17 protein-coding genes are annotated in these 22,070 nt (G+C 67.2%); 7 read left to right on the plus strand and 10 right to left on the minus strand.

Annotated elements, in window-relative coordinates; all coding sequences use genetic code 11:
• The first annotated feature begins 346 nt into the window (after positions 1-346).
• Positions 347-1,339 (plus strand): CDF family Co(II)/Ni(II) efflux transporter DmeF, encoded by a 993-nt coding sequence (dmeF, locus tag Q7A36_RS28015; protein ID WP_305107077.1) that lies wholly within the window; start codon positions 347-349, stop codon positions 1,337-1,339.
• A gap of 921 nt (positions 1,340-2,260) precedes the next feature.
• Here the strand turns inward: dmeF and Q7A36_RS28020 are convergent.
• The gene (locus tag Q7A36_RS28020; RefSeq protein ID WP_305107078.1) at positions 2,261-2,524 is read right to left on the minus strand and encodes a hypothetical protein; all 264 of its coding nucleotides are present in this window, start codon (positions 2,522-2,524) and stop codon (positions 2,261-2,263) included.
• 399 nt (positions 2,525-2,923) lie between these two features.
• Between Q7A36_RS28020 and Q7A36_RS28025 the strand changes: the two genes are divergently transcribed.
• Positions 2,924-3,541 carry a class I SAM-dependent methyltransferase gene (locus Q7A36_RS28025; protein ID WP_305107079.1) on the plus strand — a complete coding sequence of 206 codons (618 nt, stop codon included), beginning with the start codon at positions 2,924-2,926 and terminating at the stop codon, positions 3,539-3,541.
• 769 nt (positions 3,542-4,310) lie between these two features.
• Here the strand turns inward: Q7A36_RS28025 and Q7A36_RS28030 are convergent.
• Complete coding sequence (locus Q7A36_RS28030; RefSeq protein ID WP_305107080.1) at positions 4,311-5,573, minus strand: MFS transporter; 1,263 nt, start codon at positions 5,571-5,573, stop codon at positions 4,311-4,313.
• A gap of 118 nt (positions 5,574-5,691) precedes the next feature.
• Between Q7A36_RS28030 and Q7A36_RS28035 the strand changes: the two genes are divergently transcribed.
• Complete coding sequence (locus Q7A36_RS28035; protein WP_305107081.1) at positions 5,692-6,135, plus strand: winged helix-turn-helix transcriptional regulator; 444 nt, start codon at positions 5,692-5,694, stop codon at positions 6,133-6,135.
• 209 nt (positions 6,136-6,344) lie between these two features.
• Complete coding sequence (locus tag Q7A36_RS28040) at positions 6,345-7,064, plus strand: class I SAM-dependent methyltransferase (protein WP_305107082.1); 720 nt, start codon at positions 6,345-6,347, stop codon at positions 7,062-7,064.
• Positions 7,065-7,222: 158 nt separating this feature from the next.
• Here Q7A36_RS28040 and Q7A36_RS28045 read toward each other — a convergent pair whose 3' ends face one another.
• The 6 genes from Q7A36_RS28045 to Q7A36_RS28070 all read right to left on the minus strand — a co-directional run bounded on the left by Q7A36_RS28045 (position 7,223) and on the right by Q7A36_RS28070 (position 12,167).
• Positions 7,223-7,783, minus strand: coding sequence for a nuclear transport factor 2 family protein (locus tag Q7A36_RS28045; protein ID WP_305107083.1), 561 nt, complete (start codon positions 7,781-7,783; stop codon positions 7,223-7,225).
• Between the two features lie 165 nt (positions 7,784-7,948).
• The gene (locus Q7A36_RS28050) at positions 7,949-8,446 is read right to left on the minus strand and encodes a DUF488 domain-containing protein (RefSeq protein ID WP_305107084.1); all 498 of its coding nucleotides are present in this window, start codon (positions 8,444-8,446) and stop codon (positions 7,949-7,951) included.
• A gap of 209 nt (positions 8,447-8,655) precedes the next feature.
• A complete protein-coding gene (locus Q7A36_RS28055) occupies positions 8,656-9,675 on the minus strand; it encodes a hypothetical protein (RefSeq protein WP_305107085.1) in 1,020 nt (339 codons plus the stop codon).
• Between the two features lie 297 nt (positions 9,676-9,972).
• Positions 9,973-10,623: a LysE family translocator gene (locus tag Q7A36_RS28060; protein ID WP_305107086.1), complete on the minus strand. Its 651-nt coding sequence runs from the start codon at positions 10,621-10,623 to the stop codon at positions 9,973-9,975.
• 54 nt (positions 10,624-10,677) lie between these two features.
• Positions 10,678-11,589, minus strand: coding sequence for a dihydrodipicolinate synthase family protein (locus Q7A36_RS28065; RefSeq protein ID WP_305107087.1), 912 nt, complete (start codon positions 11,587-11,589; stop codon positions 10,678-10,680).
• A gap of 26 nt (positions 11,590-11,615) precedes the next feature.
• Positions 11,616-12,167 carry an FMN-binding negative transcriptional regulator gene (locus Q7A36_RS28070; protein ID WP_305107088.1) on the minus strand — a complete coding sequence of 184 codons (552 nt, stop codon included), beginning with the start codon at positions 12,165-12,167 and terminating at the stop codon, positions 11,616-11,618.
• Between the two features lie 119 nt (positions 12,168-12,286).
• Here Q7A36_RS28070 and Q7A36_RS28075 point away from each other — a divergent pair, with 119 nt between their 5' ends.
• A complete protein-coding gene (locus Q7A36_RS28075) occupies positions 12,287-13,483 on the plus strand; it encodes an IS256 family transposase (RefSeq protein WP_305107089.1) in 1,197 nt (398 codons plus the stop codon).
• Here the strand turns inward: Q7A36_RS28075 and Q7A36_RS28080 are convergent.
• Positions 13,458-13,679 (minus strand): FMN-binding negative transcriptional regulator, encoded by a 222-nt coding sequence (locus tag Q7A36_RS28080; protein WP_305107090.1) that lies wholly within the window; start codon positions 13,677-13,679, stop codon positions 13,458-13,460. The genes Q7A36_RS28075 and Q7A36_RS28080 overlap by 26 nt on opposite strands.
• Positions 13,680-13,773: 94 nt before the next feature.
• Between Q7A36_RS28080 and pdxR the strand changes: the two genes are divergently transcribed.
• Entirely contained in the window at positions 13,774-15,243 is a 1,470-nt protein-coding gene (gene pdxR / locus Q7A36_RS28085; RefSeq protein ID WP_305107091.1) for a MocR-like pyridoxine biosynthesis transcription factor PdxR, read from the plus strand.
• Between the two features lie 1,000 nt (positions 15,244-16,243).
• Here pdxR and Q7A36_RS28090 read toward each other — a convergent pair.
• A complete protein-coding gene (locus Q7A36_RS28090; RefSeq protein ID WP_305107092.1) occupies positions 16,244-19,630 on the minus strand; it encodes a PAS domain S-box protein in 3,387 nt (1,128 codons plus the stop codon).
• A 413-nt stretch (positions 19,631-20,043) separates the two neighbouring features.
• Here Q7A36_RS28090 and Q7A36_RS28095 point away from each other — a divergent pair, with 413 nt between their 5' ends.
• Complete coding sequence (locus Q7A36_RS28095; RefSeq protein ID WP_305107093.1) at positions 20,044-22,041, plus strand: PAS domain S-box protein; 1,998 nt, start codon at positions 20,044-20,046, stop codon at positions 22,039-22,041.
• Positions 22,042-22,070: the final 29 nt, after the last annotated feature.

Raw genomic sequence — 22,070 nt, forward strand, 5'->3', positions numbered from 1 at the left:
GAGAACAGCTACCTGCAACGTGGTCGCCCGCTCAGCGAGGCCCGGTTGCTGCACGAGGTCGGGCCTGATGGCACCGCCGTGCGCGCCCTGCGCGAGCGGTTGAACTTCGACTCCGGCTATCTCAGCCGCCTATTTCCGGCTGACACCGGCACTGGTGGCGCGTGCCCCCGGGGCTGGGGCCCGATTGGCTCGTTCGGTCGCTGCGGAGGCAGTTGTTGCCGTGCTGGTGCTCTACGCGGCCGCCGAGATGGTTTCGACCTCACCCCCGGGCCCCACACACCGCATGCACTGAGGTACATGCCCTCAGGGCGGAAGCGGCATTAGGAGCACTGCGCATCAGCACACGATGGACACTTGGCGGCACGGCCACACCTTCGGCCAGGACCGGCCCTGCGAGGGCGAGCGGCGAACGCTGCTCGTCCTCCTGCTCACCGCGGTGACGATGGTCGTCGAGATCGGCGCCGGTCTAGCCTTCGGCTCCGTTGCCCTGCTCGCGGACGGGCTGCACATGGGCTCGCACGCGGCGGCCCTCGGCATCAGCGCGTTCGCATACGCCTACGCCCGCCGCCACGCGGCCAGCCCACGCTTCACCTTCGGGACCGGCAAGGTCAATGCTCTCGCCGGATACACGGGGGCGGTCCTGCTCGCCGCCTTCGCCCTGGCCATGGTCTGGGAGAGCGTCGCTCGCCTGCTAAACCCGGTCCTCATCGCCTTCGGCTGGGCGATCGCGGTCGCCGTGGTTGGCCTCGCGGTCAACGCCGCCTCGGTTCTGCTCCTCGGTGTCCACGACCACGGGCATGACCATGGCCACCATCACGGCCATGACGACCACGACCATGGTGACCATGGGCATCATGACCACGATCACGACCACCATGGTCACGGGCATGACCTGAACCTGCGCGCGGCCTATCTCCACGTCATGGCCGACGCGCTGACCTCGGTGTTGGCTATCGCAGCCCTGCTGGCGGGCCTGTTCCTCGGCGCGTGGTGGATGGACCCGCTGATGGGCTTCCTCGGCGCCGCGCTGGTGACCCGCTGGTCCTGGGGTCTGCTCCGGGACACAAGCCGCATCCTGCTCGACTACCAGGCGCCGGAACCGGTCCTGCGGGCGGTGCGCGAGGCCGTCGAGAGCGTGGGCGACAACCGTCTGTACGACCTGCACGTCTGGTCGGTGGCGCCCGGCGTCTACGCGGCCGCGCTCGGCGTCGTCACTCACACGCCCCGTCCGCCAGAGCACTATAAGGCGCTCATTCCGGCGGGGCTCGGCGTGGCCCACGTCACGGTCGAGGTGCAGGAGTGCCGGGAAACGCCGATCGTGCACGGCCGGGCTGCCTGAGGGCAGGATGCCGAGGATACTGCCCTTCGCCAGCGGCTTCGATGGCGCGGGCGGTCCACAGGCAGCGCCAGGCGGCGCAGAAGCGCAAACAGGGCCCCTGAAGCGCCTTCCCGTGGGCAGAATCTTGGGTGGTGGCATTATCCAGCTCATGGGTCGCCGGACCATCAGGCGTCGGGGATTGGGCCGCACGATGCCGAGTGACCGCGCCGGGCCAGGCGAGAGCCTCCCCGTCTGTCTCGCCCTCGCGCCCATGCTGCGTCCCGTCCGCCATCGGACGCCTCCATACCGGTCGGGCCCATCTAATGGGACCTACAGCGACTGTAGGTTCAAGGGTCCCGAGCATGTTGTGCCCGCATTGCGTCCCGGCTTCGCCACGGACGCGCCATGGTGGCTACCCATGTTTGAGGTGCATCAGAACGGGAGGAACCGTCATGCGCCGGGTTACAGCTTTCGTCACGCTTGCTCTGCTTGCCGCACTTCCAGCCTGCGCTCAGCCGTATCACCACGGAGCGCCTCCTCAGCGGGTTTACGGCTACGGCTACGGGGCGGCTCCATACGCGGTCGCGCCGCGGCCATGGGGGTATGGTGGGCACCACAACTACGTTGCGCCGCGACACCATCACCACCAGCCGCACTATCACCATCATGGCGGTAGCCACCACGGGCATCACGGCGGTCATCGCCGCCGATACTGAGCCTTCGCCACGGAGCGGACAGGCAGCATGACGTCCAGGAGGACCAGTACAACCGGCCGCATCCTCCGGAAAGCGGGCGACGATGGCGAAGCGCCGGTCGCCCTCGAAGCCCCAGCTTGCCTCCTGCCGTCCGATGCCGGTGCCGACGCCAGCATCGGGCCGAATTAGTCGCCTAACAGGACCTACAGCGACTAGGGTCTCGAGCGCGAGCTTGGCCGCAAGCGCATCATTTCGTGACGGCGTCCTCTGCCACGGCATGGGCGGCCGAAAGGCAGTGGCCGTGGTCATGGTCGGCGATCGTCTCGAGAACGCGGCACTCGGCGGCGGGGCCCTCGCCGCAGCCCGTTCCCACCAAGCGGGCAAGCTCACCTTGTAGACCCGATAAACGGCGGAGCTTGGCATCAAGCTCGGCCAACTGGGCGACGGCCAGGGCGTGGGCCCGCTCAGGGGCGACTGGCTGCTCGCAACCGGCCAAGGAATAGAACTCCATGAGGTACTGAAGGCCGCGGGCAACCGCCTGCTCATGCCGAACAGCGCGTGGCGGGAGAGCGGCATCGATCTCCGTCCCGCTGACATCCGGCGCAGCAGGACGCCAGAAGGGTTCTCGACCGTCTGCACCGCTTACCGACGTAGTCACCGGATGGCGGGGATAATGAACCAGTGGCTGGAGGGCAGTCCGGCTGTGGACCTGTCGGCGGTCGTCATGCGCGTGGCTGCGGGTCAGACGCCTGATTCGGACGGTGTCTGAAGATCCAGAAGGGCGAGCTTCAGGCGCCACAGCTATGACGTAGCAAGATGCACCGAGGGCTTGCTCTACAGGAGATACGCCCGCTCTCGACCGCGAACACGCGGCCTTGCCCAGGCGTCGCGTGCGCTTCAGGATGCCGCTATGGAGACGGACGCCGAGCGCATCATCGGGCTGTACCGGCGTCACGCCCGCACCTGGGTGGCCGCGCGGGAAGACTGGCCGGGGAAGGCGCCGATGGAGGTGGGCTGGCTCGACAGGTTCCGTGCTCTGTTGTCCTCGCTCCGGCCCGCTGTACTGGATCTCGGCTGCGGGTGCGGCGAACCAATCGCCCACTACCTCGTCGAGCGGGGATGCGACCTGACCGGCGTGGACTCGGCACCGGAGATGATCACTATGTGCGAGGCCCGCCTGCCCGGGCAATCGTGGCGCGTCGGGGACATGCGCACCTTATCCCTGGACCGCCGCTTCGACGGCATCCTCGCTTGGGACAGCTTCTTCCATCTCTCCCACGAAGACCAGCGCCGCATGTTCCCGGTTTTCCGTGTGCACGCGGCGCCGCGCGCCGCGCTTATGTTCACGAGCGGGCCTGAGCACGGCGTGGCGATGGGCACGCTTCGCGGTGAGCCGCTGTACCACGCGAGCCTTGACGGCGCCGAGTATCGAGCCCTACTCAACGGGAACGGATTCGTCGTCGTGGCGCAGGTGAATGAGGATTCGACCTGCGGTGGCCGCACGGTCTGGCTCGCGCAACTGCGATAGACACGAGCCGAAGGCACCCGACGCCGACTGGGATGTGGGTACCGAGCGTTAGGTTTGGATGGTTCTGGGCAGGGGGCAGGAAAGCTTGCTCGCCAAACCTGTCCTCATCGAGATCGCAAATCGGCATGGGCGTAGCCGAGCGCAGGTCATCATCCGCCACCTCCTCGTGTGGGCACCATCGTCATCCCGCAGCGGCATCAGAGGCGGATGTGTCCGCCGCGCGCGTGTCAGCCCGGCGAGCACGGAGACCTGTTGGAAATCCGTTGCCAAGCGCGAACTGTAGGGGAAACAAGAGATGAGTTCAGCGCGATTTGTAAGGGAAATGCCCTAAAATCTGGGCAATCTCAGTGGCTTGCAGACGCTGAATCGCGCGGGCGCGAAGAGAAAGAATCTGGTACCGCCGAGCACTTTGGCGGACATCGCACCTCGCCCGTCGGGGAAGCTGCATGATGAGCGGCAGCCCCCTACCTGATTCGGCTGATTACGAAGCTGGCATCCGCTTTGGGGATGGATGAATTTACCCGCGCGCGCAGTCTCATGAACGGGGGACCATCCCCTGTCTCGCAATGGTGCTCGAGCGACTCGAAGCGTCTGGTCCCTAGCGATCAGGTCGTGGCCATTGTCCGGGCCCACTGCAAAGGGGAACGCTTCGCTTGAGCGGATGCGGTCCGGTTGGTGCTGCCCTTCCACATTCGCGGAACTGCGCCCTCCAGCCGAGTGCCCTACGTCCCCCTAGACAAGCAAGCATGCTTCCTCCGTGGCCGTGCCGCTACTGCGGAAACAGTTCGGCCTCCTGCGCGTGGCGGCGCCGGGATGTAAGGATCCAGAGCAGAACCGCCCCTGAACTACAGGCTACACCCAGCGAGCAAACACCTGGCCAGCCTGCCTGCGCGTAAGCGGCCGTCGAGGCAATCGCGCCGGTGGCGCTGCCCAGGGAATAGAAGACCATGTACATCCCAATGAGGCGCCCGGCCGCCTCAGGCCGCTGGGACACCAGCAGGCTCTGGTTCGTCACATGCACCGCCTGGACGGCGAGGTCGAGGAGGATCACGCCACCCACCAGCCATGCTAGCGAGACCGGCAGCATCGCGAGAGGAAGCCAGGACAGCAGCATGAGGCCAAGAGCAAGGCCTGTGATCGTGGTCCCGAGCCCTCGGTCCATCAGCCGCCCCGCGCCGCCCGCAGCCAGGGCGCCGACCACGCCTGCGAGTCCGAGAAGGCCCACCTGAGCATGTGACAGCATGAAAGGCTCCCTTCCCAGCGGCAGTGCCACGGCCGTCCAGAAGGTGCTGAACGTCGCGAAGATCAGGAACGCGAAACCTGCCCGCACGTGGAGGTTCCTGTCGTGCCGCAGCAACGTCACCATGGAGCGGAGCAACCCTGCGTAGGTAATCGGGGCCATCGTCTCCGGCTCCCGCGGCAGGGCGCGGAATAGCAGCGCAGCCATGGCCATCATGGCGCCCGCGGAGGTGAGGTAAACGGCCCGCCAACCCGCCACGTCAGCGATGAAGCCCGAGAGAACCCTTGCCACAAGGATCCCTGTCACCACGCCGCTGGTGACAAGCCCGAGCGCGCGGCCACGCTGCTCTGGCGCCGCGAGGGACGCCGCCAAGGCGACAAGAACCTGAACCACGACGGCCAGCAAACCGACCATGCCCGCCGCGACGAGAAACAGCGTCCGGCTGCCAGCGAAGCCTGCCACGAGGAGAGCGGCGGCCGAGAGGGTGAACTGCCAAAGAGCGAGGCGCCGTCGGCTGAGCAGGTCGCCAAGCGGCACGATGAACACCAGGCCCAGCCCATAGCCGACCTGCGTGACCGTTCCGACGATGCCGACGCTCCCGAGCGGAATCCCGAGGTCGGTCGCGATGGCCTCCAGAAGCGGCTGGGCATTGTAGACATTACCGACCGCCAGACCGCAGGCAGCCGCCAGAAGGAGGGTCAGTCTCGGCGACAGGCCGGGAACACGCGGCTTCTTTGCGGGTTCGTGCTCGCCCGTGGCGCTGGTTGCCTGCGCCGTTTGTCCGCCGTCCATGAGAGGATCTCCTAATTTAGTCCTATCATGAGACCAGACGACGAGCGGCTGATCTAGTCCTATTATGGAACCAGATGAGGTCAGGAGCGGTGGTGCCGGAATGGTGAAGCGACTGAGCATGAGCGACGCGGAATGCCCGGTGGCGCGAGCATTGGATGCCATCGGGGACTGGTGGTCGCTGCTGATCGTCCGTGATGCCTTTGATGGCGCCCGGCGGTTCAGCGAGTTCCAGAAGGGTTTGGGGATTGCCAAGGGCATCCTCAGTGGACGCCTTCGGCATCTGGTGGCCGTTGGCGTGCTGGAGCAGGCACCAGCATCGGACGCAAGCGCCCACGGAGAGTACGTGCTGACTGAGAAGGGGCGCTCGCTCTTCCTGGTAATCGTGGCCCTGCGTCAGTGGGGCGAGGCGAACCTCTTCGCACCGGACGAGCGGCATTCGATGCTTGTGGAAGCCGACGGCCTCACCCCGGTGCCGCCCATCGAACTCCGTTCATCCGCCGGACAGAAGCTGGATCCGCGTAACACAAGGGTCAGAAAAGTGGGCCAGTCCCTGGAACGGTAGTGCCCGCCGTAAACCCCCGCGGCTTTGATCAGCCCTAAACATCAGGCGCAGAGCCGCATGCCTAACCACGACGCCGTTAAGTGAATAAAAGACTTCATTCCAAAGGTTCACACCACCGCTGTCGACCAAGGCGGATCTTCGAACTGGGCGGCCTTGAGCTTCCTCTGCTGAAGAGGAGATGCAAAATAGTTTGGGAGGAACCTGCTTTGATGTCTGCATCGTCTAATGCTGCCCAGAAGTTCGACCCGGCACGGGCCAACGAGTACCAGGCCCAGAGCCGCATTGCCCTGGCGGGGTACGACGCCTGCCATGAACTGTCCGCCTGCATGCTCACCGCGACGCTCGGCGCCGGAAGCGCGGCCCGCGTCCTCGTCCTCGGCGCGGGAGGCGGTGCGCAAGAGATTGTCACCGCGGGCCGGTTGGAGCCGAACTGGCGCTTCACAGCCGTGGACCCCTCGGCACCGATGATGGACATCGCGCGCGCGAATCTGGAGCAGAAGGGGCTGGCCGCACGGACCGACATCCATCTCGGCTATGTCGATGACCTTGCGCCGGATCAGATCTTCGACGCTGCGACCCTGATCGGGGTGCTCCATCATCAGCCAGGCGAGGAAGCGAAGCGTCAACTCCTGCGATCCGTTGCGAGCCGCCTTCGGCCGGGCGCTCCGCTGATCCTTGCAGGCAACCGCTACGCCTACACGAGCCAGCCGTTGCTCCTGGCCGCCTGGGGTGAACGCTGGCGCATGCAGGGTGCAATGGCCGAGGAGGTGCAGGCCAAGCTCGGTAAGATCCTCGAGGGGGCCGATCCTCCTGCCTCCGAGGAGGTTGTTGCCGAACTTCTGGCTGATGCAGGTTTCGAACAGCCGACCTGGTTCTTTTCGAGCCTGTTCTGGGGGGCATGCTTGGCGAAGCGCGCCACTACCACCTAGCCTAGCCCTGGAGGAGGGCTCACCGCGCCCGTATCGGTTTGCTCACTCTTTGGCCTGCGGTAGCCCCGCCACGGCTGCTACCGCAACAGGCGGCACGGAGCGGCCCATGTCTGCTTTCCGGAAAGCCACGACGACGTCTGCATGTCCGATTTGGGCGCTCAAGGGACTTCCGGTTCCTCCCACCCGCCTCGGGCCAGACTGGCCGCCTGCGACAGGCTGATGCCCTTGACGAGCGGGTCGGCGTGGCGGTGTACCAGCCTCCAGCCCTTTCCGTCGCGGCGGTAGACGAGTGTGACGCGCAGGTGCCAGTCCTGTGCCGGTAAGCCGCCGACCTCGACGTGGGCATGTTCGATGAGGGCGAGCACCACCATGTCCTGGGAGCCATACGCCTCGACCAGCTCCACCTGGAGGGTGCCGTTGCGGAAGAAGCGTCCCATCGCCGCTATGCGCTCGGGGGTGTACTCAGGCCCGCGAGAGGGCGTTCCTCCGAAAGGCGACATCAGGGTGAAGTCGTCGGAGAGCGCGACGAGGGCCGTGTAGGCGTCCGCATCGCCGCGTATCAGGGCGGCGTTTGACAGTTGCGATAAGCGGAGCAGATCCTCGACCTGGCCTCCCGCCCACGCGGTTGCCGAGGCAGGCGCCGGGTTGGCCGGTACTGATTCCGGTGAGGGACCGGGGCCGGAGTTCTCAGTTTCAGAAGGTGGACGTGATGCAGGCATCTCAGTCGCTCCTCCGTTCGACGGGACGAGTGCTCGCCGCTCCACCACCATCAGGACACACTTTGGCTGGCCATGGCGACATTGATTTGGTCGCAGCCGATGTCGGGCTTGGCTGCCGCGACTAGCCGATACCCAAGCCAGCGCGATGACCGTCTTGAGGATCTCTCAGGAGGCATCTCCAGGGTAGACCAGCGTTCCATCAGGCCCTCGCACCGCGGCGTGGTTCAAAATTGCCCGCTCGACCTTGGCTGCTGCCAGGATGTGGAAGACCTCCTCGCCATCCGTGAGCAGGTAGTCGGTGATGATACGCCGGTGGCAGCGCCACCAGACCGCCTCGGCGCACATGATGGCGCAGACATGGTCGCGGCCAAACTCGCGGAGCTCCGCCATGCCCTCCCGGAAGTCCGGCGTGGCCGCGTAGTCGGCGTAGTTCCGGAAACTCTGGTTCTCCCAGAAGGTGTTGCGCGACGGCGGTTGGCCCTTCCGCCGCCCGCGCAGGCCTCCCAGCTTCCGGAGGTGCTGGTAGGCTATCTGAAAGGTGGCCAGGGCGCCCGGAAGCGTGTCGGCATTGAATTGCGGATTGGTGCGCGAGCGCGGGACGGTCCGGACATCGACGACGAGATCGGCTCCGGCCTGCCGGAGTAGATCGGCCAGTTCCTCCACCGACCGGGTTGAGTGGCCCACCGTGTAGAAGGGAGAACCGGCCCGCACACCCTTCTCCGCTGCTTTCGTCACGGAGACAACGTTGCAGGGTGGCGGTCGTTTGGCAGGTCCATCTGGTGCAGCTTGGCCGGGGTCATCGCCTCGGTGCCGGACTGGCCTGACAACAGCGGGGGAGGTCGTCGAATGCAACGATTCGTCGGCAGCGACGATCAGCCCGCGGGTAGCAGATGCCAGGTCAGTTTGTGCTCCGGGTCAGGGAGGAAGTGCAGACGCGCGAAGCGATCGTGCGCCGCCAGGGCACCGACCAGGAGCTCGTTCCAGGCCTCCAGCATCGCCGGATGTGGGTGAGGGATCCCGCGCAGCAGGTTCAGCCCTTGTTGTCTGATGACCAGGCTGCCGCATTCGGGTCCCTCGACGATCTCAGCCCGGTCGCCCTGGGCGGCGGCAAGGGCGACCATGAAGGCCGCGAAGCTCTGGATTTCGCCACGCCCGGGTAGGCCAAGCGCGGCGGCCGTGGCGGCGTAGTGCTGCATGGCTACAAGCCGCGCCGCGAGGCCCAACAGGTGCCCACCCTCCACTGGCCCGAACAGCGCCACCGCCTCCTGCAACGCGGTGCGGACGTACTCCATCGCGTAGCCGCGCTTCGCTTTGGCCAGGCGCTCCGGCGGCCAGCCTGCTGCGGGCAGCGCGGGCGCACGTGCGGGGTCATGGAGCGGCATGGTCTCGCCCCGGCTGAAGCGCAGTCGCTCCTCCGGCTCCAGGTCGTGATCGTACTCGAGGTAATAGCCCTCCAGCCCCGGCTGACCGTCTACTGTCTGCCCGGTGCAGATGAAGCCGAGGCGCGGGCAGCCGAGAGCCACGCCGTTATGGGCGTGCCAGCCGCGGAGCATAGCGGCGTTCACCTCGCCGGGAATGCCGCAAATCGCGGTGCCCTGCCAAATCCAGCGAGGCGGCGGATAGCGGATCCACGCCTTGCGGTCGGATTCCTCATGGTACTCCACGCCGACGCCTCCGATGGCGTTCGACAGGTAGTGGTACCGCGCGGCGGCGACGGCGGGCGGCAGGCTGCGCAGCCCGAGCTTCTCCAGACCGGGCAGGAAGCGTTCCTGCTGCTGACGGCGGAAAATTCGGAACACCAGTTCTGCCGCGTCGCGCGGCCCGCGGCGGGAGACGGCGGTCAGCACCGTGCCTGTGAAGAAGGCGTGATACCAATCGCCTACCGCGTCCATGGCCGTGGTTCCGGTTGCGTGAGTCATGCAGTCGCTCTCGTCAAGGGCAGCAGGATGGCTTGAACGCCTCAGCGGAGCCATACCCTTGTATCAGTTGGCTTTGCAGTGATGTGGCCCGATAAAAGGCGCAGGCGCCTGACCTGATTGGCGTTAGCCGACCATGGTTCGCACGCGAGAAGATATCCTTGCCAAAGATGCCGATAGCAGCCCGTATCCATTGGCTTGGCTGCCGGACCGGCGGCCGAACCCTGAGCGGACCCGGCCTTGCCAGGTCGCAAGAGCAGCGCAGCCCCGCGATCAGGTAGCAGGGCGATTCGTCAAAGCGAGGCCGATGCCGAGCGCAACCATCGCGGCGCCCGACGCCTCGCGCAGGCGGCGGATCAATGTGGGACGGGCCGCCGCGCCGTCCCGGATGCCGCTCGCCGCGAAGGCGACGACGACGTCGGCGAGGGTGTTCAGTGCCACCGGCACGAAGCCCAGCGCCACGAATTGCAGGACGATGTGGCCTTTGGCCGGGTCTACAAACTGCGGAATGAAGGCGAGAAAGAAGGCCGCCGTCTTCGGATTCAGCGTCTCAACCAGCACGCCTTCACGGAACGCCCGCCACGGCCCGACCGGCGGGGCTGCGGTGCGGCCTTCCAGACCGGCCGCCGCGTCCTGGCGGGCGGACCGGAAAGTGCGGAGGCCGATCCAGACCAGATAAGCGGCCCCGATCAGCTTCAGCGCGGTGAACAGTTCAGCGCTGGCGAGTACGATGGCGGAAACGCCGAGGCTGCCCGCGATGATGTGGACCATGCCGCCCAAGCCGGTGCCAAGGCTGGAGGCGACGCCCTCCGCGCGGCCTCCCGCGAGGGTACGTGCGGCGACATAGAAGATGCCCGGACCAGGCGTGACGGCAAGCAGGAAAGCCGCGGCGAAGAACAGGGCGAGTTGGGTCAGGTCCGGCATCATTATCAGCCTCTATTGGAATGCAGAATTTCCGCCGTACAGCGTCGGGCGTGGCTACCGGTTATCGGTACGGAGTATCTCCAGCGCGGCGGCCACGCGCTGGCGGGCAGCAGGAGGCAGCGGGAGGATCGGCCGTGGCGGCGCCGCACGGCAGATGCCGAGGATGTCGGCGGCCGCGTACATCACCCGCAGGCTGCTCAGTTCCTTGAAGAGATCCCACAGCGGCTGGAATCGGGCGTTCCAGCGGGCCACTTCGTCGGCATCGCCCGCCTGGGCGGCACGGAGGAGCTTCAGGGTGGGCATCGGCAGCAACCCGCCGACGACGCTGTACCAGGCATCACCGCCTGCCAGGACGGCATCCGAGGCGTTCCAGTCGCCGCTGTAGCCAATGGCGAAGGTGCCGGGGACCCTGGCGCGGAGCGCCTCGTGCCGCGCCCGCGCCTCCGCGGGCTGGGGCGCCGGGTTCTTCACGGCGCCGATGCCGGGGACCTCCGCCAGCCGCGCCACCAGGGCATCGCTGAAGGTGAAGTGTGTCGTCCCAGGGTTGTTGTAGATGCAGAGGGGCAGGTCCGCCGCCCGCGCGACGGCAACGGAGTGCTCGAAGACCTCGTCATCGGTTAGTGGGGTGTAGGACACCGGGGCGAGCAGGAGACCATCCGCGCCAACAGCCTTCGCGTCGCGGGCGAGATCCTGCGCGTCGTCCGTCCTGAGCGCACCGACACCTACGATCAGCGGCACCTGCCCGCCCAGGCAGCCCACCGCGGCCTCGACCGCGCGCCGCCGCTCGGCGCGCGTCAGGTAGGCATAGGTGCCGGTGCTGCCGAGCAGGCCGATGGAGTCCACCGCCGCCGCGGCGAGGCGCTCGACCAGCGTCGCCAGGGCGTCGGTGTCCACGCGGCCACGCGCGTCGGCGGGCGTGATGGGGAAGGCCGACAGGCCGCGGAACATCGCGGGAGGCGTGGGCATCGCTCGGATCCTCCGTATGGCGGGGGTCAGGTCGAAATCAGCGCCGCCACGGCGCGGTCAGAGGCAAGATCGCTTTCGGCGAGCCCGGCGGCGACGCCCGCCCGGTCCGGTGCGCTCCGGTTCTGGCTCATCTTGCGCTTACCCTCGAGGCGCGCGATCGGCAGGCGCAGACCGACGATGCCCCGGAGCTGGGCGCGGACGAAGGCCTCCGGAGCGTCGGTGACGGTCCAAGGTTCGGCACGGGGCCGCTCGTGCAGATCGGTCAGCCGGGTGACGACCTCGAGCAGTCGGTCTGCGTCCTCGAAGAACTCGAGCGGGCCGTAGGCGTGCACGGCGACGTAGTTCCAGGTCGGCACTACCTTCTGGTGCTCCTGCTTGGAGGGGTACCAGGCGGGGCTGACGTAGGCGTCAGGCCCCATGAAGAGCGCCATAGCGTCGCCTGCCGGTGGCAACCTCCACTGCGGGTTCGCGCGCGCGAGGTGCCCGTAGAGCGTGCCGCAGGGGTCTTCCTCCGGCGGGCTGTGCCCCCGGCCGTGGTGTAGCAGAGCTGTGGGTAAGTGGCCTGCCGGAGTGACCATCAGGGGTCAACGCAGGCAGGCCACTTATCCACAGCGGGCCGCCCGCGGAGGGGGGTGGCCACCGTCGATCTCCGACTATGGTTCGAGTGCGACCAAGAACCCGGAGCACGGAGACGACGATGACCGACGAGAAGATGGCGCTGCTGGAGCTGATCGAGAAGGGTGCGGATACCGATCTGGTGCGCGAGATGCTGCATTTCGCCGCTGGGCGGATGATGGAGCTCGAGGTGCAGGCCTGCACTGGGGCGGCGCACGGGGTGCGGGATCCAGGCCGGGTGGTGCAGCGCAACGGCTACCGTGAGCGGGCCTGGGAGACCCGAGCTGGTCGGATCGAGCTGGCGATCCCGCGGCTGCGTCGGCGTTCCTATTTTCCGTCCTTCCTGGAGCCCCGACGGACGGCGGAGAAGGCGCTGACGGCGGTGATCCAGGAGGCTTACATCCATGGCGTCTCCACCCGGGCGGTGGACGACCTGGTCAAGGCGATGGGCGGGGCGGGCATCTCCAAGAGCGAGGTGAGCCGCCTGATCGAGGAGATCGACGGCCGGGTGAACGCCTTCCTGACGCGCCCCCTCGAGGGCGAGTGGCCATATCTCTGGATTGACGCCACCTACGTGAAGGGGCGCGAGGGAGGGCGCGTTGTCTCAACGGCGACAATAATCGCTGTGGGCGTGAACACCGATGGCCGGCGCGAGGTGCTCGGCGTGGCCACCGGCGCCTCGGAGGCGGAGGTGTTCTGGAAGGGGTTCCTGCGCTCGCTGGCCGACCGTGGCCTGCGCGGGGTCAAGCTGGTGATTGCCGATGACCACAAGGGCCTGCGCGCCGCGGCCAGCAAGGTCTTCCACGCCACCCTCCAGAGGTGTCGCGTGCATTGGATGAGGTCGGCCCTGGCCCACGTGCCCGCCAAGCAGCGCCCGGCGGTCGTCGCCATGCTGAAGACCATCTTCGCCCAGGAGACCGCGACCGACGCCCACGCGCAGTGGAACAGCGTCGCCGACGCACTGCGCGAGCGGGCGCCGAAACTGGCTGAGCTGATGGACGAGGCGCGTGACGACGTGCTGGCCTACATGACCTTTCCCAAGGAGCACTGGGCACAGATTGCCAGCACCAACCCGCTCGAGCGGCTCAACGGCGAGATCAAGCGCCGCACGGATGTGGTCGGCATCTTCCCGAACGCGGCGGCGATCGTCAGGCTCGTCGGCGCGCTCATGCTGGAGCAGAACGACGAGTGGGCTGTCGGTCGCCGCTACATGAGCATTGAAAGCTTGGCAGCAATCAGCGACGCTCCTCGCGTCAGTCTGCCAGGCGTGGCGGCCTGACCTCCTCGGACCAGCCGGGGATCGACGCTGCTACACCACGTCCAGGGGCATGATCCTCCGGCGCGAGGAAGAGCGGCAGCGGCGTGGCGAGCAGGCCCTCGGCCGTGGCAGTGACCAGGTTCGCTAGGCGGGCCTCCCGCATCGTCCCGTGCAGGGCAGCGAGGCCATCCTCACGGAAGGCGGGCGGGACATACATCGGCTGGGCTCCTGGGTTGGGCTGGACCTTGCCCCAGGAATGGCCCACACGGGATGGCCAGTTTCCCGCGAAAGCACTGGGCCAGTTTGCCGCCATGCCATCGGAAGCACCCGCGCCCGAGCGGATCACCCAGAGGATCTGCGAGGCAATCAAGGGCCAGATCACCGCCGGTCAACTCGGCCCCGGCGCCCGGCTACCCTCGACCCGAGCCCTGGCAGCGGAGTGGGGCGTCTCGCGGACGACGGTGACGGCGGCCTATGAGCAGTTGATCGCCGAGGGTTACCTGGAAACTCGGCAGGGCACCCGGGCGCAGGTGGCCCAGGGACTTGGCCTGGCGCCTGCATCACCGGGCCAGGTTGAGCTTTCGGCATTTCCCGACCGGTTATCGACCTTCGGGCAGCGCCTGGCCGAGTTCCCGCTTCCCCTCGTCGCCAACACGGAGCGGCTGGTGGCCGACTTCCGCTATGGCGACCTGGCGACCGCCGACTTCCCCATGCTCGCCTGGCGGAAGGCGGTCACCGGTGCCCTGCTACGCCGACAGCCACGTCTTCGGTACGGCGACCCCTGCGGCTCGCTTGGCCTCCGGGCGGCCTTGCAGGGCTACCTGTGGCGGGCCCGCGGGCTGCGCTGCGAAGCGGAGCAGATCATCGTGGTCAACGGCTCGCAGCAGGGCCTCGACCTCTGCGCGCGGCTGCTGCTCGACCCGGGCGACCGGGCCGCGATGGAGGACCCCGGCTACAACCTGGCGCGTCAGGTCTTTCTGGCGGCCGGGGCGGAGGTGATTCCCGTTACCGTGGACCGTGAGGGCATGCGGACGAAAGGCTTGCCCGCGGCGCGGCTGGCCTATGCCACGCCATCCCATCAGTTTCCGCTGGGCAGCGTCATGTCGGCCGGACGTCGGCGGGAGTTGCTGGCCTGGGCGGGGCAAAACGGCGCCCATGTCATCGAGGACGACTACGACAGCGAGTACCGCTTCGACATCGCCCCCATCCCGCCGCTCCAGGCCATGGATGAGGCCGGGCGGGTCATCTATCTCGGCACGGTCTCGAAGACGCTCTCGCCGACGCTCCGCCTCGGCTATCTCGTCGTCCCAACGTCACTTGCCGCGGCCTTCGCCAAGGCAAAGCGGCTGACGGACAGGCACACGCCCGGCCTCGAGCAGGAGGCCCTGGCCGAGCTGATCGGGAGCGGCGCCTATGAGCGGCATGTCCGGCGCGTTCGCCGCCGGAATGGCGAGCGGCGCGCCACCCTGCTGGCCACCTTGTCGGAAACTCTGGGCGACGCTGTGACGGTGGTCGGCGCCGATGCCGGGCTGCATGTCGTTGTCTGGCTGAACCGGGTGCCGAAGGTGCAGGAAGACGCGCTCATCGCCCGGGCGCATGCGGCAGGCCTCGGCATCTACCCCGTCACCCCCCTGTATGCTCCCGCTCCGGCGGCAGTCCAGCCCGACATGGCGGGGCTGGTGATGGGGTATGCCAGCCTTGATGAGCAGGCCATCGAGCGAGGTGTGCGGACGCTTGGGGAGGTCCTCAAAGCCTTTGTCGCGGAAGAGAACGCAGGTTGATCGCCAACCACCGGCGAACTGTTTACTGGCCAGGTCCGAGGCGGCGTGGCCTACGCCGACGCGAACTGCAATATTGCTCTTCGCTAGCTGGTCGTGTTGCACGTGGGTGGCTCGAGGGAAGGACTTCGTATCCAACCCGATTTTCTCGCACGGCTGCTGCTGGAAGGCAGGAGCGACGTTGCGGACGGGCGTGCGGTGCCGGGTGCCGTCGTGCGGACAGACAAGCGGGTCACCACCCGGTGGCGGACATGGTCGACCATGCTGGCCGTTCCACAGTCACTTCGGTCGACCATCGCAACACGATGGCTTCCGCGCCACACGTTATGTTACAGAAATGCCGAGTTGACCGCATTTCCTGAAACATGGAATACGGTCTCCACCGCGCTCCTCCCGCGCAGGCAAAAAAAGGGCGGCGCCGTCAGGCACCGCCGAGTTTAGGGAGGAAACGTCCAAGAAAGGCAGGCAACTCGGCAACGCCGGGTTGCTGCTGCTTGCGCTAGTAGTACCAGTGGCGCGAAAGCGCAAGCCGAATGCTGCGCCGCACCATCCCTAATGCAGGATGTGGGCGGCGGTTCCCTGTGGCTCCGCAACCCCAAACAGGTGACGGGGGCTGTTGCCTTTCGAGCACAGCCGGAGGCGTCGTCCGCGATGAACCTGGGCATAGCTGCCGCTGGCTGTGGGCGATCGATGGTGTCCCGAGGCCTCGCGTGCGCATGCACATGCCGCCTTAGGGCACCCCGGGCGGCCTCATAGGGTGCCAGAGCCCCCCCGCCGAGCGGTTTCGTGAGTAGAAGAAGCGAATTCGGCGCGACGGCCATTCGTGTTGTCCGGTGGAACGATAGACCTTCCCGGACTGCTTGGGGCGGTCGGAAGCGTTTGCCCGACTCAGTGATCGGCATCGCGGCCGCAACCTAGCCGCGATGAAAGTGCACCCCAGGCACATGCAGCCGAGACGGAAACAGGAGGGCGCATCCCCCGCTTTTCGAGCCCGGCTTTGACCTTAAGAGACGAGGTTTGGTTCGCCTGAAAGAAGCTCGACGATGCGGCGAGCGACACGCGCCGGGTCTGTCGGCTTCCAGAGCAGGGCATAGGTCGGGCAGGCATCAGCACCCGCCAGGGCGCTGTGAGCCGCATAGCCGGTCAGCACGACCGCAGGCAGCCCGGGGCGGAGTTTTCGGACGGCGTGGACCAAGGCGACCCCGTTCATGCCGGGCATGGACAGGTCTGTCAGCAGGCAATCAACCGGCACGCCGTCTCGGACCAAGGCCAGCGCCGTCTCGCTTGAGTTCGCGACCTGCACCGTATGGCCCATGTCGGCCAGCCCGGCGGCCAGACTTTCCCGCACCATGGTGTCGTCATCCACCAGCAGCAGGTGTGCCCTGAAAGGTGTGGTCGGCGCTTGGGACACGTCTTGGGGGCAATCCGAGTGGGATGGTGCCTCCGCGGTGGGCAGATACAGGGTCACGGTCGTGCCACGACCCGGCGTGCTGTCGATGTGGAGACCGCCTCTCGACTGCTCGGCAAAGCCGCGCGCCGTCGCCAGGCCGAGACCCGTACCTTTGCCGGTATCCTTGGTCGTGAAGAACGGCTCCGTTGCCCGCGCCAGGGTCTCGGCATCCATGCCGGTGCCAGTATCGGCGACTGCCAGGGCGACGTAGCGTCCTGGGCGGAGTCCAATCTCGTGCCCTGGGGCGAGAACGGCTTCCGCCCGGGCACGGAAGGTGACGGTCCCGCCCTCCGGCATGGCGTCGCGGGCATTCGTGGCGAGGTTGACCAGCACCGTCTCAAGCTGGTGCCTATCGGCGAGCAGCTTCGGCACACAAGGATCCGTGTCGACCCTGACCTCGATGCTGCCGTCCAGCGTGTGCCGCAGCATCTGCTGCATCCCCTCGAGCAGCGTGGCGACCTCCACCGGTTCCGTCCGCAGGTCGCTGCGCCGTGCAAACACGAGAAGCCGCCGGGTCACCGATGCGCCGCGTGCCGCCGCCTCGCGGATCATCCTGGCGAACTGCTTCACCTGCCCAGGGTCCGGCGCCCGCCGCTCCATGGCCGCGATGCCGCCAGTCACCGCCTGCAAGACATTGTTGAAATCGTGCGCGATCCCCCCTGCCAGTTGTCCAAGTGCCTCCATCCGCTCGGCCTGCGCGGCACGAGTCTGTGCCGCCTGCCGGGCCGCGACTTCGGCGCGAACCTGGATCTCGAGGTGCTGGTTGAGAACACGAAGCCTCGCCTCGGCGTCTCGCAGCGCGGTGACGTCTCGTGCGCTCTCCAGCACGACGGGTGGCTGCCCTTCGCCGTCACGCTGGAGCACCTTTCGGACGGATACCGTCAGCGCGGTGCCGTCTCGGCGATGGTGCAGGACGTCACCCTCCCACTCACCGCATTGCCGGAGGTGGGCCTCGATCTCCGATAGCGGGACAGGGAAGACGACACGCAAGAGGTCATGGACTGACCGGCCCACCGCCTCCGCTGCTGTCCAGCCATACAGCCTTTCGCAGCCGCGGGACCAGAACCGGATGCCGCCGTCCCATTCCCGGATGAACACCGAAGCCAAGTCGATCGTCGCCAGGAGCTCGCGCAGCATTGCCTCGTTCTCACGGAGCTCCGCTTCCGCCCTCTTGCGGTCGGTGACGTCCATGACGACGCCGACGACCCGCACCGGAAGCCCGTGTTGCATGACGAGCTCTGCTCGCAATGCCAGCCAGTGCAGGCTGCCGTCCGGCCAAAGATACCCATGCTCCGCCTCGAAGAAGCGCTCACCCCGTTCCAGCGCCGCCTGTCCTATCGAGCGGAGCCTGTCGCGCTCGCCGGGGGCATAGCGGCCACGCACCTCCTCGATGGTCGGGGTCACGCCATCGGCGAAGCCCAACAACCGGTACAGCGCGGGTGAGCCAACGATCTGGTCGGCGGCGACATCATATTCCCAGACCGCCATCCGGCCCGCGTCCACCGCCAGGCGCAGACGAGACTCGCTCTCCTGGACGGCCTGCTCGGCCCGCTTGCGGGCGGTGATGTCCTGGATGGTGCCGAGATAGCGGACGGCCCGCAGCCCACCGCCATGCTCCGCGAAGATCGCACTGCCATGGGCCAGCACCCAACGGACTTCGCCATCCGACCGGCGGATCCGGTACTCGTAGGGCACGCTCTCCCGCAGCGCCGGGTCGAGCGCGCGCTGGCACATAGCGGAGGTGATTGGGAAGTCCTCCGGATGGGTGACGTCCCGGACCATGTCGTAGGTGACCGGCGTCCCCGCCGCGAAGCCACAGATGGCCTTCGCCCGCTCACAGTAGACGAAGCTGTTGTCGAGAAGGTTCCAATCCCAGATGCCGATGCCGCCCGCCTCGGCGGCCATCTCCAGACGCGCCTCACTGTCCCGCCGTCGTGCGTCCGCCTCGGCCGCCGCCTTGGCCAGTTCATCGATCTCGCGCAGCCCCGTGCGCGGTACGAAACCCGGCGGCGTCTCCGCCACGCGCCGGAATGCCCCAACGATACGCCGGGACAGCACCAGGGCGCCGCCTAGGCCGAGGGCGGTCAGGAGGGTCGCAACCCCGCCTGCCCGCCACAGCGCGGCCCGGAGGGGGGCGGTGAACTCCGCCTCGGGAATGCCGATCGCGGCGACGTAGCCTGTTTCCGGTGCCCTGGCGAAGACCGTCAGGCTGGGCACCCCGTCCGCCGCCCGATGCCCATCATCGATAAGGCCCGCGTCGGCACGGGCCAGAGCCTCCAGCATGTCGGGCGGCGGTTGCTGCCCGATAAATTCCTCCGGCTTGCGGGTGCGAGCAACGATGCGGTTCTGGCGGTCGAGGATGGACGCCAGCCACCCGGGCGGCAGGTGCAGGCGTTCGAGGTTCTGAGCCAGCCGGTCGATGGGCAGGTAGAGGCTCAGCATCCAGGCTGGCCCGCCCGCCTCGGAGGGCACGGGCAGCGCAATTCCTACCTGCTGGCGCCTGGTCTGCGGGCCGACGACGAGGTCGGATACCGAAGCACGGTTGTCCCTGAGGGCGGAGAGGAGAAACTCGCTGGCCCGCACGCCTGGCTTGCGCAAACCGGGGGGCCAGAAAGTCGTGAGCGCCATCTCGCCGCTCGCGGCTGTCAGGTTGATCAGCACGCCGCCAAGCTGCACCGACGCCCGCCGCGTCTCCTCGTCAAAGCCATCGAGATCGCCACGAGCCAGCGCGGCGGAGCCCGCCAGCATCCGCATCGCGGTGAACGATGCGTCGAACTCACGGTCCACCATGGCCGCCGCCTGGGCGCGACCAACCAGGGCGGCTTCTCGCTGGTGGCGCTGGACGGAATAGGCGTACCAGGTGCTGGTGCCCGAGAGCACGATCAGCGGTAGCGCCATCGCCCCGGCCAGCAGTAGCAACCGCCCACGCACGGAGGACATGGCCGCCCCGGCGGCCGCAGCGCCTGCGGTCCGCTGGGCAACCGGGAATGGAGGGGCAGGGGAGGCAGAGCCGTCCGGGGTCACACTTCGCGCCTCCTTCCAGCGTTTCTTAGTGCTTGGCCCGCTGTCTGCGGCTCGACCGCAGGTGGTGGGCGATGGAGGACCGACGTTCCGGTCAAGTCAACGGTGCCGCGGTTGTATGGCGCGGATGTCAGGCGCGTTATAGGTCACTTCCCGTCATGGTTGGGCAATCCGCCTGGGCACCCATGCCCCGCGGCCGAAGTCGCAATAATTTCTACATTCGCTGTCGCTCGGGCACGTTGCTGCGCGATCCGGTGGGGCGCACTGTCAACCGCACGGGCACTACCCACGGATAGGGCTGGCAGGCTGGCGCAGCCCGGAGGACAGGGACCATGGGCTACCTCCTCGACCTCCTGACCACGACCGGCCTGTCACCGCACGGCTTCTGCCTGCTGTGGCAGCCCGAGTTGATCTGGCTGCACGCCGTCTCGGACGCGGTCATCGGGGTGTCCTACTTCGCCATCCCACTGGCACTGGCCTACTTCGTCAGCAGGCGGAAAGACATTGCCTTCGGCTGGATCTTCTGGCTGTTCGCCGCCTTCATCCTGGCCTGCGGCACTACCCATTTCATGGCGATCCTGACCCTCTGGAACCCCGTCTACGGGGTTGAGGCGCTGGTCAAGGTCGGCACCGCCGCGATCTCGCTGCTGACCGCGGCCATGCTCTGGCCGCTGGTCATCAAGGCTCTGGCTTTTCCTACGCCCGCAGCGTTCCGTGAGGTCTCGCAGCAGGCCGCCATCCGGGAGGCCGAGCGCAATCAGGCTCTGAGCAGGCTGCGACAGAGCGAGGAGACCTTCCGCTTCCTGGTCAACGGGGTGACCGATTACGCCATCTTCATGCTCGATGCGGGAGGACGCGTCGCCACCTGGAACACCGGTGCCGAGCGCCTGAAGCGATACACCGAGCGGGAGATCCTGGGGCAGCACTTCTCGGCATTCTACACGCAAGACGACCGGGATGCGGGCCTGCCCGCGCGGGTGCTGGAGACGGTGCAACGCGAGGGCCGCTATGACGGCGAGGGCTGGCGCGTGCGTAAGGACGGCAGCCGCTTCTGGGCCCATGTCGTCGTCGACCCGCTCCGCGATGACGCCGGGCGGCTCGTTGGCTACGCCAAGGTCACCCGCGACATCACCGAACGGAGGCAGGCCGAGCAGGCACTGGAGCAGACCCGGGCAGCGCTGGCGCAGGCGCAGAAGATGGAGACTATCGGTCAGCTTGCGGGTGGCGTGGCGCACGATTTCAACAACCTGCTCACCGCCATTCTGGGCGGCGCCAGCCTGTTGGAACGCCGCGCGAGCGAGCGGTTGGATGGCGAGGCCCGCAAGCTGCTGGCCGGTATCCGCGAGGCGGCCAAGCGCGCTGCGACGCTGACCCATCAGCTTCTGGCCTTCTCACGCAAGCAGACACTTGCGCCTCAGGTCGCAGAGGTAAACCGGCTCGTCATGGGTGCGTCCGAACTTCTGCGCCGCACCCTCGGTGAGGGGGTCGCGATCGAGACCGTGCTCGCCGGTGGCCTGTGGCGGACCTGCGTCGACCCGAACCAACTTGAAAACGCCGTCCTGAATCTGGCGGTGAATGCCCGCGACGCCATGCCGGACGGCGGCAGGCTGACCCTGGAAACCGGGAATGTCCTCCTCGATGAGAGCTATGCTGCTGCCCAGCCAGACGTCACACCGGGCCAGTACGTCATGGTGGCGGTCAGCGACACCGGCACCGGCATGAGTGAGGAGGTCATGCGCAAGGCGTTCGAGCCCTTCTTCACGACCAAGCCGGAGGGTCGTGGCACCGGCCTCGGGTTGAGCCAGGTCTTCGGGTTCGTGAAGCAGTCCGGCGGACACATAAAGCTCTACAGCGAACTCGGCCGCGGCACGACGGTGAAGATCTACCTGCCTCGGCATCTGGCGGAAGGGGACCGAGAGGTCGTAGCGGAACTGCCCTACGCTGACGTGCCGCGGGGCAGCGAAACCATCCTGGTCGTCGAGGACCATGACAACGTCCGCGAGTACGTGACGAACGCCCTGGGACATCTCGGTTATCGTGTCCTAGAGGCGGCGGAGGGCAGGCGAGCGCTGGAGATCCTGGCGGACCATCCCGAGGTGGCGCTGCTGCTGACGGATGTCGGGCTACCTGGCATCAACGGGCGGCACCTAGCGGATCAGGCACGCCAGCGTGCCCCCGGCATGAGAGTGGTGTTCATGACCGCCTATGCCCGTAACGCCATTGGCCACCACGGACTGCTGGATGTCGGGATCCACCTATTACCGAAACCTTTTACGGTCGACGCCCTAGCGCGGAAGCTGCGGGAGGTGCTCGATGGAGTGAGGAGGTAGGATGATGGGACTGACCCCCAACCTCCGGG

This window comes from Paracraurococcus lichenis (genome assembly GCF_030657435.1).
In the GTDB taxonomy this organism is placed as follows: Bacteria; Pseudomonadota; Alphaproteobacteria; order Acetobacterales; family Acetobacteraceae; genus Paracraurococcus; species Paracraurococcus lichenis.

Coding starts and splice junctions, on each gene's coding strand:
- Q7A36_RS28030 (WP_305107080.1), bottom strand. CDS start 5,573: ATGGACGGCGGACAAACGGCGCAGGCAACCAGCGCCACGGGCGAGCAC.
- dmeF (WP_305107077.1), top strand. CDS start 347: ATGGACACTTGGCGGCACGGCCACACCTTCGGCCAGGACCGGCCCTGC.
- Q7A36_RS28020 (WP_305107078.1), bottom strand. CDS start 2,524: ATGGAGTTCTATTCCTTGGCCGGTTGCGAGCAGCCAGTCGCCCCTGAG.
- Q7A36_RS28070 (WP_305107088.1), bottom strand. CDS start 12,167: ATGGTCACTCCGGCAGGCCACTTACCCACAGCTCTGCTACACCACGGC.
- Q7A36_RS28090 (WP_305107092.1), bottom strand. CDS start 19,630: ATGTCCTCCGTGCGTGGGCGGTTGCTACTGCTGGCCGGGGCGATGGCG.
- Q7A36_RS28080 (WP_305107090.1), bottom strand. CDS start 13,679: ATGTATGTCCCGCCCGCCTTCCGTGAGGATGGCCTCGCTGCCCTGCAC.
- Q7A36_RS28060 (WP_305107086.1), bottom strand. CDS start 10,623: ATGCCGGACCTGACCCAACTCGCCCTGTTCTTCGCCGCGGCTTTCCTG.
- Q7A36_RS28025 (WP_305107079.1), top strand. CDS start 2,924: ATGGAGACGGACGCCGAGCGCATCATCGGGCTGTACCGGCGTCACGCC.
- Q7A36_RS28055 (WP_305107085.1), bottom strand. CDS start 9,675: ATGGACGCGGTAGGCGATTGGTATCACGCCTTCTTCACAGGCACGGTG.
- Q7A36_RS28040 (WP_305107082.1), top strand. CDS start 6,345: ATGTCTGCATCGTCTAATGCTGCCCAGAAGTTCGACCCGGCACGGGCC.
- pdxR (WP_305107091.1), top strand. CDS start 13,774: ATGCCATCGGAAGCACCCGCGCCCGAGCGGATCACCCAGAGGATCTGC.
- Q7A36_RS28095 (WP_305107093.1), top strand. CDS start 20,044: ATGGGCTACCTCCTCGACCTCCTGACCACGACCGGCCTGTCACCGCAC.
- Q7A36_RS28065 (WP_305107087.1), bottom strand. CDS start 11,589: ATGCCCACGCCTCCCGCGATGTTCCGCGGCCTGTCGGCCTTCCCCATC.
- Q7A36_RS28045 (WP_305107083.1), bottom strand. CDS start 7,783: ATGCCTGCATCACGTCCACCTTCTGAAACTGAGAACTCCGGCCCCGGT.
- Q7A36_RS28035 (WP_305107081.1), top strand. CDS start 5,692: ATGAGCGACGCGGAATGCCCGGTGGCGCGAGCATTGGATGCCATCGGG.
- Q7A36_RS28075 (WP_305107089.1), top strand. CDS start 12,287: ATGACCGACGAGAAGATGGCGCTGCTGGAGCTGATCGAGAAGGGTGCG.